Origin of the sequence: Acinetobacter sp. ABJ_C5_2 (genome assembly GCF_044538485.1) — a bacterium.
Taxonomy (GTDB): Bacteria; Pseudomonadota; Gammaproteobacteria; order Pseudomonadales; family Moraxellaceae; genus Acinetobacter; species Acinetobacter nosocomialis_A.
The window spans coordinates 436,865-448,853 of record NZ_JBIUCS010000001.1 but is presented as its reverse complement, the minus strand read 5'-3'; the positions used below and the strand labels follow the sequence as shown (position 1 = coordinate 448,853).

General features: G+C 38.3%; 11 protein-coding genes. 6 read left to right on the top strand and 5 right to left on the bottom strand.

The features are described 5' to 3' along the window. Window positions 1-17: 17 nt before the first annotated feature. Genes ACH8JV_RS02140 through ACH8JV_RS02125 form a run of 4 tightly spaced genes read right to left on the bottom strand, consistent with a single transcriptional unit; the run spans window position 18 to window position 3,720 of the window. Window positions 18-752: a proteasome-type protease gene (locus tag ACH8JV_RS02140; protein WP_263614053.1), complete on the bottom strand. Its 735-nt coding sequence runs from the start codon at window positions 750-752 to the stop codon at window positions 18-20. 16 nt (window positions 753-768) lie between these two features. Next, window positions 769-1,548: a transglutaminase domain-containing protein gene (locus tag ACH8JV_RS02135; RefSeq protein WP_396519471.1), complete on the bottom strand. Its 780-nt coding sequence runs from the start codon at window positions 1,546-1,548 to the stop codon at window positions 769-771. A 2-nt stretch (window positions 1,549-1,550) separates the two neighbouring features. Next, on the bottom strand, window positions 1,551-2,147 hold the full coding sequence (locus ACH8JV_RS02130) for an alpha-E domain-containing protein (protein WP_396519469.1): 597 nt from the start codon (window positions 2,145-2,147) through the stop codon (window positions 1,551-1,553). 22 nt (window positions 2,148-2,169) lie between these two features. Next, window positions 2,170-3,720 (bottom strand): circularly permuted type 2 ATP-grasp protein, encoded by a 1,551-nt coding sequence (locus ACH8JV_RS02125; RefSeq protein ID WP_396519467.1) that lies wholly within the window; start codon window positions 3,718-3,720, stop codon window positions 2,170-2,172. A 225-nt stretch (window positions 3,721-3,945) separates the two neighbouring features. On the opposite strand from ACH8JV_RS02125, the gene ACH8JV_RS02120 reads away from it, so the two are divergent. Further along, the gene (locus ACH8JV_RS02120) at window positions 3,946-4,953 is read left to right on the top strand and encodes a YafY family protein (RefSeq protein WP_200027567.1); all 1,008 of its coding nucleotides are present in this window, start codon (window positions 3,946-3,948) and stop codon (window positions 4,951-4,953) included. A 386-nt stretch (window positions 4,954-5,339) separates the two neighbouring features. Here the strand turns inward: ACH8JV_RS02120 and mnmG are convergent, their stop codons facing one another. Beyond that, window positions 5,340-7,220, bottom strand: a complete 1,881-nt coding sequence (mnmG, locus tag ACH8JV_RS02115) for a tRNA uridine-5-carboxymethylaminomethyl(34) synthesis enzyme MnmG (protein ID WP_200027568.1) — start codon at window positions 7,218-7,220, stop codon at window positions 5,340-5,342. Between the two features lie 232 nt (window positions 7,221-7,452). Between mnmG and ACH8JV_RS02110 the strand changes: the two genes are divergently transcribed. The 5 genes from ACH8JV_RS02110 (at window position 7,453) to purH (ending at window position 11,963) form a co-directional block, all read left to right on the top strand. Beyond that, window positions 7,453-7,737, top strand: a complete 285-nt coding sequence (locus ACH8JV_RS02110) for a hypothetical protein (protein WP_396519465.1) — start codon at window positions 7,453-7,455, stop codon at window positions 7,735-7,737. Between the two features lie 155 nt (window positions 7,738-7,892). Then, window positions 7,893-8,798 (top strand): 50S ribosomal protein L11 methyltransferase, encoded by a 906-nt coding sequence (gene prmA / locus ACH8JV_RS02105; protein WP_343568217.1) that lies wholly within the window; start codon window positions 7,893-7,895, stop codon window positions 8,796-8,798. Window positions 8,799-8,811: 13 nt separating this feature from the next. Continuing rightward, window positions 8,812-9,654 (top strand): zinc-ribbon and DUF3426 domain-containing protein, encoded by an 843-nt coding sequence (locus tag ACH8JV_RS02100; RefSeq protein ID WP_396519463.1) that lies wholly within the window; start codon window positions 8,812-8,814, stop codon window positions 9,652-9,654. A gap of 376 nt (window positions 9,655-10,030) precedes the next feature. Further along, a complete protein-coding gene (fis, locus tag ACH8JV_RS02095) occupies window positions 10,031-10,300 on the top strand; it encodes a DNA-binding transcriptional regulator Fis (protein ID WP_001086304.1) in 270 nt (89 codons plus the stop codon). An 88-nt stretch (window positions 10,301-10,388) separates the two neighbouring features. After that, entirely contained in the window at window positions 10,389-11,963 is a 1,575-nt protein-coding gene (gene purH, locus ACH8JV_RS02090) for a bifunctional phosphoribosylaminoimidazolecarboxamide formyltransferase/IMP cyclohydrolase (RefSeq protein WP_263614060.1), read from the top strand. Window positions 11,964-11,989 lie beyond the last annotated feature (26 nt).

The following is an 11,989-nucleotide window of genomic DNA, read 5'->3' as shown; positions in this document are numbered from 1 at the left end:
TTTATTTGAAATCACTTTTAACGCCAGTAATCATCTGTAGGTTTTGGCATTTCTTGTAAACCACGGCGCAAAGTATCCGACCATTGACGACTAATTTGTGAAAAATACGGATCGTCTTCACTAATTCGTTTACCCATAGGGATCACAAAACTATCTTTGCTATAGACCAGCGCATCTAATGGCAAACCTACCGAAACATTAGAACGCAGTGTTGAGTCAAACGAGATTAAACTACAACGCAGTGCATCATCCAACGGCATCGCATAATATAAAGCACGATCTAAAATAGGCTTACCATATTTACTTTCACCAATTTGAAAGTAAGGTGTATCCGTTGTAGCACAAATAAAATTGCCTTGCGGATAAACATTATAAAGCTGCATATCGCCGCCTTTAATTTGCCCACCCACCAAAATACTACAAGCATAATTCATTTGTTCTTGAGTATCTGAGCTAATATCTTCTAAAACATTTTTTAAAGTTTTACCGACTAAATCGGCCACTTCAAACATGGTATTGATACTGTATAAATTAGGCTCTTGCTGCAAAGTAAGCGCATTTTGCAAATGTCCAATAACCGCTTGTGTCGTTGCCAAATTACCTGCTGTTTGCAGTGCAATAAACCGCTCTCCCGTCACACCAAAAGTATGCAATTTACGAAACACAGAAATATGATCGACCCCGGCATTAGTTCGAGTGTCACTTATAAACACCAAACCCTGTTCTAATCTCAGCGCACAACAATAGGTCATTTCGTTCTCTTTACATTCAACAAGCCAGCACTTGAACCACAGACATCATATTTTCAATACCACCTTGCTCTCGCACCCCCCGAATTGGGGCAACATCAAGATAGTCCCGACCAACTGCCAGATAAATATGATGCTTTGGCGTAAACAATTGATTGCTTACATCAAAACAATACCACTGATTATCTAAAAATACCTCCGCCCAAGCGTGACTGGCTAGGTGCGGATAGTTTTGATCAAATAGATAACCAGAGACATAACGTGCTGGTAATTGTAACGCATGACACATAGCGATTAAAACATGTGCATGATCTTGACATACCCCTTGAGCTGTGTGAAAAGCTTGTGTAGCAGTGGTATGAACAGATGTACTATCTGGTTGATATGGCATCTTTTGCAAAATATTTTCGCTAAGCAAGGCAATATGCTGTCGATCTTTAACAGTTACAATTTTCTGGGCAAAATCCAACATTTCAGAATCATATTTAGTCACTTCTGTACTTTGAAGAAATAGATTGGTTGGTATAGGTACATCTACCCCACCTATTTCTGTATTTAGAAGCTCTACAATACCCTGCGCCATGAAAGTGAGATGTTGATATTCATAACGCTGAGTAGCAGTTAACCAGACATTATTAAAAATATCTCTTTTCAGTGTTTTATCACCAGGAACACTGATTGCCCAATTTACAACATGTTGATGCAGCGATGTTTGAGGCATCATTTTAATATACTGAATGCTGTTTTTCGCAGTTTCAGTATAGTTATAATGCGTTTGATGATTAACCATCAATTTCATAATCATGCCTCGAACATATATTCCAGCTGCTGAGTAAAATTATAATAAGCATCCCAAGTCGGATGATCTTTTAATAATTGCCACGATTGATTAAGTCTATTCCACTCTAAATCATTCAACCGTTGAAGTAATTTATCTAGCTCCTGTAAAAGACCTGTAAGATCTTGCTGAAAACGTAGTTGTATATCGAATTGTTCTATCTTTTGTCCTAAATGTAAGAATAACGCTATATCTTCATGTTCAGCATCAAGTATTTGCTTACATTTAGTTAGAGCCTGTCTTAATGAATTAGGATGAGCTTGAATAGACTTAATCGTATGATTCAATTCCGCATAAGCGCTCGAAGATAATATTCCTCTTAATTCCTGAATATTATCTTTAGCAATAACGAATTGGTTCAGTAACGAATATGTTTGTTTCGTATCTAACATATAGCAATTCAGTAATTCTGCTTGATCAATGACCAGCCCAAATGCTGCTGCAAATTGAGTTGCTTTTTCATCATCTGTAAATGGCAAGTGTGATACAGCAAATTTAATCCGCATTAAATAACGGCCCAACCAATAAATGTGGTGCGCACTCGAATTGAGTAAAACCATAAATGTCCTCTTTAACCAGCCATTAGGAATGTAGCGTTTCAACGACCCATGTATCTTTAATACCTCCCCCTTGTGAGGAGTTTACGACTAAAGATCCTGCCTGCATGGCTACTCGGGTTAAGCCTCCGGGCACAATTTCTGTGCGATATGGAGAGCTCAATACAAACGGGCGTAGGTCGATGTGGCGCTCAGCCACTCCTGATGTGGTTAAAGTCGGTGCAACAGATAAAGCTAAAGTTGGCTGTGCAATATACTCATGCGGTGTAGCAATCAGTTTTCGTCTAAATTCATCAATTTCACATGAGCTCGCCTTAGGACCAATTAACATGCCATACCCACCAGATCCTTGAGCTTCCTTAATCACTAATTGATCTAGATGAGCTAGCACATAGTCTAAATGTTCTTTTTCACGACACTGATAAGTGGGTACATTTTTCAGAATTGGTGTTTCTCCCAAATAATATTGAATCATCTGGTCAACATATGGATAAATCGACTTATCGTCAGCTACTCCAGTACCGGGTGCGTTAGCAATCACTACATTTTTCTGTAAATAAGCAGACATTAGGCCCGCTACACCTAAAGCACTATCAGGTCTAAACGCAAGCGGATCTAAAAAATCATCATCTAAACGGCGATAAATCACATCAACTTTTTGACGTCCTCGAATTGTTTTTACAAATACTTGATCATTTTCTACGAATAAATCTCGGTTAGTGACCAGTGGCACATCCATTTCACGTGCTAAAAAGGCATGTTCATAAAAAGCACTGTTAAAACGCCCTGGGGTCAAAACCACAATGAAAGGTCGATCAATATCTGAATTTTCTTGAAGTATTTCTTTTAATAAGTTTGGGTAGTGTTCAATTCCTTGTAAATTATTAGCAGCACAAAGCTCTGGCATAAGTTGTTGGCTAATATTTCTACTTTCAATCATATACGATACACCAGAAGGCGTTCTTAAATTATCTTCCAGTACAAAAAACTCACCTTCACCGTCACGAATAATGTCTATCCCACTAATTTGAGAATAAATTTTACCTTTGAGCGTATGCTTGAGCATAAGCGGCTGAAAAGCTTCATGACAAATAATCTGACTTTCTGGAATTAACTGTTCCTTTAAAATATGCTGCCCATGATAAATATCATCTAAAAAGTAATTTAAAGCTTTCACTCGCTGTGCACAGCCAGCGGCTATTTTCTCCCATTGTTTTTTTTCGATTACTCTTGGAATTAAGTCAAAAGGAATTGTTCGCTCTGCGCCCTCTTTATCACCGTAAACATTAAATGTAATACCGTGATAGAGAAAATGTTGTTTGGCCTCCGTATTTAACTGTTTAAGCTCATCTAAAGTGCGAATGCTCAACCATTGCTCAATTTTTTTAGAAGCGGCACCGTTAGATGTCACATCATCTAGCATTTCGTTAAAAAACTGCGATTTTAGCTGTTCAAATAAGTTCGTCTGTACCGAAAGATTTTCTATAAACGAAGTTTGGTTAAGTAATGCGTTGGTCGCCTGCTCTTGTAAAAAATAATCAATATCGGCTTGTAGGTCTTTCTCTTGTTCTGACATAGCAACCTCGTCTTATCATTTATCTATATTTCATTTTTAAATAAGCAATTTCAGTGCCACTTATATATCTATAATGCTTATTGGCTTTCATTGTTATAACTTTCTTCTAAATTTTAGCATTGATTGTAAAAGTAGCCATAAACCGAATCTGACAAACTTGCTAAATGTGTAAAGTTTTTTTATTGTGTTGACACCAAAGTAATTGGATATAGATGTATTACGCTTATGTCTGTAATAGAAAAAGAAACTTCAAATAGTTTATATCGCCAGTGGCAGATTCTATCTCGCCTTCCTACCGGTAAATGGATCGGGACTCGAGAATTGCAAGAAATGCTTGAGCGTGAAGGTATTGAAATCAGTTTAAGGACAATTCAGCGTGATTTAAATCAAATTGCTCAGCGTTTTCCAATTGAAAGTAACAAAGCTGTGCCTCAAGGCTGGCGTTGGCAATCAGATGCACCAATTCAAAGCTTACCACATATGACAAGCTCTCAAGCAGTAACCTTTATGATGGTTGAAGAACATCTTAAACATTTGCTCCCACCAAGCCTACTTGATGAGATGGGACCTTGGTTTGATTTAGCAAAACGCAGTCTTTCTACACAAAATAATGTAAGGCAATGGATTAATCGTGTGCGGATTGTGCCAGCAAGCCAACCACTCATTCCACCTGTAGTCGACCGTGCTGCTCAACAGGCAATTTATGAAGGTTTATTACAAGACAAACAAATTGAATGTGTTTATCAGGCACGCGTAAATCAAGGTGAAGATAAAACTTATATTTTAAATCCACTCGCGCTGGTCCAAAAAGGTGCTGTTATTTACTTAATTTGCACCCGACACGACAAAACTGAAGTGCAAACCTTTGCTCTACACCGCTTCAAATCCGCTAAGGTTTTAGAAAGTCGTGCGCTCCATCCCGTTAATTTTGATATTGACCATTATATTGACTCGGGTGCTTTAGGCTTTAGAGTAGATTACAACCAGCCTACGGAGTCTATTCAACTCACCTTAACCATGACCGAACAAACTGCCAAAACTTTTTATGAAAGTCAGTTAAGTAAAGACCAGACTATTACTCCAATTGAAGAAAACATTGTCGAAGTTACGGCGACTGTTCCTTTTACATCTCAACTCGTCTGGTGGTTACGAAGTTTCGGTAAAAAGTTGCTACATATTGAACCAGTTCAAGTACACAATGCAGTACGAGAAATCGAAACTGAGAGCAAATAATCAGTAGATATAAAAAAGAGAACCATATGGTTCTCTTTAGATTTTGAATTGTAATTTTCTTAATTTTATATTGGCATTTATACTTTTATTTATTTTCAGATCAATATGTTCTCCCCCACCAAAACTGATCTGCTTCTTCTTTTGCGCTATATTGAACATGAGCATTGGCATGCCAAATCATATCCATTGTAGCGAATTGATTTCATTGTCATGTTTAAAGCCCTCTTGTTTGAACGTGAATTCAATATAACCTTCGCTTTTAAACATGTGAAATAAGAAAAAAAGGAAGTGAAATCTATTTTCTTCCTTAGGAAGTTTTAATATATTTTTTGATCAGAAAATAAAAAAGCCCAGTCTTAACTGGGCTTTTTTATATACTTAAATGATTAAGCTGTTTTTTTCATCATGTTATTTTTACGAATCGTGATCATTACTAGCTGAACAGCAGCTGGAGTAACACCAGGAATACGGCTCGCTTGAGCTAATGTTTCCGGACGAACAGTTTTTAACTTCTGAGTAATTTCACGAGATAAACCAGAAACGACATCATAATCAAAATCGGCAGGAATTTTAGTTTCTTCAAGACGCTTTAATTGAGCTACATCTTCATGCTGACGGTTGATATAACCTTCGTATTTAACAGCAATTTCGATTTGCTCACCAACTTGTTCTGAGACTTCTGAACCCGTAAGCTCTGCAATTTGAGCAAAATTAATATTAGGACGTTTGAGTAAATCAATCGCACTACATTCTTTACTCAAGTCAGCACCAGTCATTTCGACAAACTTTTTACCCATTGGGTTGTTAGGCGCTGCCCACAAATGCTGTAGACGCGATGTTTCACGCTCAACTGCTTCCATTTTTTCGCAATAAGCAGCCCAACGAACATCATCAACCAAACCAAGCTCACGGCCAATAGTTGTTAAACGTTGATCGGCATTATCTTCACGTAACATCAAACGATATTCCGCACGTGAAGTAAACATACGGTATGGTTCTTTTGTGCCCAAAGTAATCAAGTCATCAACCAATACGCCCATATAAGCTTGGTCACGTTTAGGTGTCCATTCTTCTTGTTCCCATGCACGACGCGCAGCATTTAAACCTGCAAGCAAACCTTGGGCACCCGCTTCTTCATAACCGGTAGTACCGTTAATTTGCCCAGCAAAATACAAACCGTTAATTGCTTTGGTTTCTAGGGTAAATTTCAATGCTTGTGGATTGAAATAGTCATATTCGATTGCATAACCCGGACGTAAGATATGGGCATTTTCCATACCACGAATTGAACGTACAAGCTCAAACTGAACATCAAATGGTAATGAAGTTGAAATACCATTTGGATAAAGCTCATGTGTATCTAGGCCTTCTGGCTCTAAAAATACCTGATGTGAGTCTTTATCAGAGAAACGATGAATCTTGTCTTCAATTGAAGGACAGTAACGTGGACCTACACCTTCAATGACACCTGTATACATTGGTGAACGGTCTAAACCGCCACGAATAATGTCGTGGGTTTTTTCATTTGTATGAGTAATATAACAGTTTACTTGCTCAGGGTGCATAGAAGCGTCACCCATGAATGACATTACTGGAGACGGGAAGTCACCTGGTTGTGGTGTCATGACAGAGAAATCAACTGAACGGGCATCAATACGCGGTGGAGTACCTGTTTTTAAACGACCTACTGGTAGTTTTAATTCACGCAGACGTTGAGCAAGAGCAATAGAAGGAGGATCTCCTGCACGACCACCACTTGATTTTTCTAAACCAACGTGAATAACACCACCCAAGAATGTACCTGTAGTCAACACAACAGTTTTTGCGTCAAAGCGAATACCCATTTGGGTAACAACACCCTTAACAGTATCACCTTCAACAATCAGGTCATCGGCCGCTTGTTGGAAAATATCAAGATTTGCTTGGTTTTCCAAAGTCTCACGAATCGCAGCTTTATAGCGAACACGGTCAGCCTGAGCACGCGTTGCACGTACTGCCGCACCCTTACGCGAGTTTAAAATACGGAATTGAATACCACCTTTATCGGCAGCCAAAGCCATTGCGCCGCCAAGTGCATCAATTTCACGAACTAAGTGTGATTTACCAATACCACCAATTGCTGGGTTACAGCTCATCTGACCCAAAGTCTCAATGTTATGGGTCAAAAGCAAAGTCTGTCGTCCCATACGCGCCGCAGCAAGTGCCGCTTCCGTACCTGCGTGACCGCCACCGATAACGATAACATCATAAACTTTAGGATAGTGCATGAGTACAAAAACACCAGAAAAAAAAGACGGAACATTATAGCAAAATTATCTGCTTATTGATGTACATAATTACAAAATTGTCATCACATGATTTACGCTACACCACATGTTTTGACATTTTGTTGCATGAATTCAATACAAAGTGAATGTTTTTTCAAATATTTCATTTTAGAATAAAAATTGTACAGCACTTCTATGACTTTAAAACTAACGCAACTAGAAGGAACACAAAATGAAAAGTACCATGTTAAAAATCTTAACCGCATCTCTCCTTTGCTTTTCAGGCGTAACGTTGACCCACGCTGCGACTAATCATACGGCTAAATCGACTCATACTGCTAAAACAACTAAGCATGCTACAGAGTCAGGTACATCAGTAACGCAAAAAGAACTGAGAGCTTGTGCTAAAAAACGTCAGGGCGAATGGGTGTCTTACAGCCATAATGGGGTAACCTTTAATGGTACTTGCCAACCAAATGAAAATGGCAAATTACAATTTAAAGCCCCTGCTCCTTAATATAGTTTTGACTTAAGGTATAAAGAAATCACTTTGTTTTCTTCTATACCAGATCATCATTTTCAAAAGCGGTCCATTAAAGATGGGCCGTTTTCTTTTTTAAAGCCTCCTAGTCAGCTACAATATGCCTTTAAATAAAATTTTAGGTCCTTTTCGTGAAGTGGTTACAAATACACATTACCGTTGATCAAGAACAAGTTGAATTCACAGAAACACTATTAATGTCTCTAGGTGCGGTAAGCGTAACTCTGGATGATGCCGAAGATCAGGCTCTACTTGAACCATTACCAGGTGAAACACCTTTATGGAATAAAGTCATTGTTACAGGTATCTATCAACAAGACGAACAAGACCCAATTGATGTTGACACTTTAGAAGCTTTCTTAAAAGCTCAGCTTCCAAATGTACCTATGCGTCATGAAGAACTTGAAGACCAAGTGTGGGAACGCGCATGGATGGATTATTATGAACCGATTCAAATTGGGGAAAAATTCTGGATCGTGCCAGAATGGTTAGAACCACCAGAAGCAGATGCTACCAATATTAAACTTGATCCAGGCCTTGCTTTTGGTACAGGCAACCATGCAAGTACATTCTTATGCTTACAATGGTTAGGTAAAACCGATGTAAAAGATAAGATCGTCATTGATTATGGCTGTGGTTCAGGCATTTTAGGTGTTGCAGCTTTATTATTAGGCGCTAAAAAAGTATTTGCGACAGATATCGATCCACAAGCAGTTTTAGCAACAAAACAAAATGCTGAACTTAATGGGGTATTAGATCGCCTATATGTTGGCCTTCCTGAAGAGTTTGATCAAGAATTCAAACCTCAACAAGCAGACGTTTTGGTGGCAAATATTTTAGCGGGACCATTAATGGCACTTGCGCCAGAGTTTGCAAAATTACTTAAATCTGATGGTGAGTTCGCACTTGCTGGTGTAATTGAAGAGCAAGTAGCTGATGTTTCAGGTGTTTATTCTGAATTTTTTGATATATTAGACGTCGAAAAGCGCGAAGAAAACTGGTGTCGCATATCAGGAAAACGCAAAACAATAAATTGAGACTATTTAACTCATGAATGAAAAACAAACCCGCTGCCCTAAATGTTTAACAGTTTATAAAGTTTCTCTGACCCAGTTAACTGTTGCTCAGGGCATGGTTTGTTGCCCTAAATGTAATTTAAATTTTAATGCTCTAACCAACTTAGTTAATGTTGAACTTCCAGAAGCAACAAACTCATCTGTTTTAGCTGACGGCTCGATTCAAACACGATATATGACTCATTCACATGTGTTAGATATCTTTGATCAAAAAGTTGAAAACTCTAATATTGATCTTTTGACGTATTTAAATAATTTAAATTACTTTCATAACGAGCCAATCAATGCACTCCCCAACCTCAACTTAGCTGAACAAGCAACTTCACCTGAACAAGATAATGGTAAAAAGCATAGCTGGTTGTACTATACGCTTTGGAGTTTTGCGAATCTGATACTGATTTTGGTTTTTACTTTTCAGATTCTCTGGTTCAACCCGAAACTCATGCAGCAGAGTCCTGCTATTAGTCATGCATTTAATTATGTCTGTCAAATATTGCATTGCAGTAAGTCAGCTGAACAATATCAACTTTTTTATATAGAAAAGGTAAAACTACGTAGAGTTGATACAGAACATACCCAATTTTCTGGTGTTCTAATCAATCAAAATAATAAAAGTATTGAGTTGCCTAATCTAAAACTAAGTTTTGGTAAAGAAGACGAGCAAGAAGAAATCATTTTTCAACCGCAGGAATATTTGGTTGAGAATTTACGTGGCATTCAACGCATCCCCACTAATACACCTTTTAGATTTCAATTTGATTTAAATAAAAGCAAAAAAAGCCTAGTAAATTATCGATTAGAAATTGTCCACCCCTAAATTGTAAAAAAAGTGAAAAAAAATTAAAAAAAAATGCAGTTAATTTGCTCACTTTTTCCTAGACAATGGTATGATACGCGCCACGAAAGCTTTGACTCATATACTCCTCGCTCTCAATTCAAAAAATATACTGTTAAGCATGTGTGCTTTTCTACATTAAGCACATAGCCTAACTTTTTTTGTTTTTGAGGGGGCTGTAACAAATATTTAACTATTGTTACGCTTATTTTTTACTCAATACGAAGAATTATGGCAAGCTAATTGTTCTTATGTTTTAGAGTCACTGTTTTAGGATCTAAAACAGGACTCCGTATTTTTAGACCACATTTATATACTACTTTACCCAAGCTAGTATTTGATTTTCGGATTAACTCGCATGAATAGCAAATCTCCTATTTTTACTGCACAATCTGATGTTGCTCTTCGCATCCACGTGGATCGCGCAGTTCGTCATTATTTTGCACAATTGCAAGGTGAGCAACCATCTCAGGTATATGACATGGTGCTAGCAGAAATGGAGAAACCTCTTTTATCTGTAGTTCTTGAATATACTCGTGGCAACCAAACACGTGCCGCAGAAATTCTTGGACTAAACCGCGGCACTTTACGCAAAAAGTTAAAAGCTCACGGTTTAATGAGTGAATAAATGATAAAATGCTCACGACGTCGTGGGCATTTTTTTATGCTTCTAATTGGTTTTAATCCGTAGACTTGAAATTGTTGACTTGAACATCATGACTATTAAACGTGCTTTGATTTCTGTATCAGACAAAACAGGAATTGTCGAATTTGCTCAAAACCTTGCAGCTTTAGGGGTAGAATTATTATCTACAGGCGGCACATATAAGTTGCTTAAAGATAATAACATTGCTGTTGTTGAAGTATCTGAACATACTGGTTTCCCAGAAATGATGGATGGCCGTGTAAAAACACTACATCCAAAAATTCATGGCGGCATTTTAGCTCGTCGTGGTCTAGACGAAGCAGTTATGCAAGAACACAACATTGATCCAATCGATCTAGTTGTAGTTAACCTTTATCCATTTGCAGCTACAGTTGCTAAACCGAACTGTTCACTTGCTGATGCTATCGAAAATATCGACATCGGCGGTCCAACAATGGTGCGTGCTGCTGCTAAAAACCACGCTTCTGTGGGTATTGTTGTAAATGCTTCAGATTACGATACAGTGATTAACGAATTAAAAGCTGCTGGTTCACTTTCTTATGAAACACGCTTCGATTTAGCTGTTAAAGCATTTGAACATACAGCTCAATATGATGGCATGATTGCTTCTTACTTAGGCGCTCGCGTTGGTAAGACCGAAGGTGAAGCTGATTTATTCCCTCGTACGTTCAACACTCAATTAAACAAAGCACAAGATTTACGTTACGGTGAAAACCCACACCAATCTGCTGCTTTCTATGTTGAAGCAAACGCAAAAGAAGCTTCTGTTTCTACAGCAAAACAATTACAAGGCAAAGAATTGTCTTATAACAACATTGCTGACACAGATGCTGCACTTGAATGTGTTAAATCATTTGCTAAACCAGCTTGTGTAATCGTAAAACATGCTAACCCTTGTGGTGTTGCGGTTTCTTTAGACGGCATTAAAGCTGCTTATGATTTAGCTTATGCAACAGATCCAGAATCTGCTTTCGGTGGCATTATTGCATTTAACCGCGAGTTAGATGTTGCAACTGCTCAAGCAATTGTTGATCGTCAATTCGTTGAAGTTATTATTGCTCCAAGCATTGCTGATGGCGTACTTGAAGTAACTGGTGCGAAGAAAAATGTTCGTGTTTTAGTATGTGGCGAATTACCTGCAATTGATGCACGCGCTCCACAACTTGACTATAAACGCGTTAACGGTGGCTTACTTGTTCAAGACCAAGACTTGGGCATGATCACTAAAGATGATCTTAAAGTAGTTACTAAACGTGCACCGACTGAACAAGAAATTGATGACCTTATTTTCGCATGGAAAGTTGCGAAATATGTAAAATCAAACGCTATTGTTTATGCAAAAAACCGTCAAACTATTGGTGTAGGCGCGGGTCAAATGAGCCGTGTTAACTCAGCGCGTATTGCTGCAATTAAAGCAGAACATGCTGGTTTGGTTGTTGAAGGCGCTGTTATGGCATCTGATGCATTCTTCCCGTTCCGTGACGGTATTGATAATGCGGCTAAAGCTGGCATTAAATGCATTATTCAACCAGGTGGTTCTATGCGTGATGAAGAAGTCATTGCAGCAGCTGATGAAGCTGGTATTGCAATGGTCTTCACTGGTATGCGCCATTTCCGCCACTAATTTAAATTTAGTCCTCCCTAACCCTC

Bases quoted from the DNA above. Each gene is read 5' to 3' on its own strand.
- fis (WP_001086304.1), top strand. From the start codon at position 10,031: ATGAATAGCAAATCTCCTATTTTTACTGCACAATCTGATGTTGCTCTT.
- ACH8JV_RS02125 (WP_396519467.1), bottom strand. From the start codon at position 3,720: ATGTCAGAACAAGAGAAAGACCTACAAGCCGATATTGATTATTTTTTA.
- mnmG (WP_200027568.1), bottom strand. From the start codon at position 7,220: ATGCACTATCCTAAAGTTTATGATGTTATCGTTATCGGTGGCGGTCAC.
- ACH8JV_RS02120 (WP_200027567.1), top strand. From the start codon at position 3,946: ATGTCTGTAATAGAAAAAGAAACTTCAAATAGTTTATATCGCCAGTGG.
- ACH8JV_RS02100 (WP_396519463.1), top strand. From the start codon at position 8,812: ATGAATGAAAAACAAACCCGCTGCCCTAAATGTTTAACAGTTTATAAA.
- ACH8JV_RS02140 (WP_263614053.1), bottom strand. From the start codon at position 752: ATGACCTATTGTTGTGCGCTGAGATTAGAACAGGGTTTGGTGTTTATA.
- ACH8JV_RS02135 (WP_396519471.1), bottom strand. From the start codon at position 1,548: ATGAAATTGATGGTTAATCATCAAACGCATTATAACTATACTGAAACT.
- ACH8JV_RS02110 (WP_396519465.1), top strand. From the start codon at position 7,453: ATGAAAAGTACCATGTTAAAAATCTTAACCGCATCTCTCCTTTGCTTT.
- ACH8JV_RS02130 (WP_396519469.1), bottom strand. From the start codon at position 2,147: ATGGTTTTACTCAATTCGAGTGCGCACCACATTTATTGGTTGGGCCGT.
- purH (WP_263614060.1), top strand. From the start codon at position 10,389: ATGACTATTAAACGTGCTTTGATTTCTGTATCAGACAAAACAGGAATT.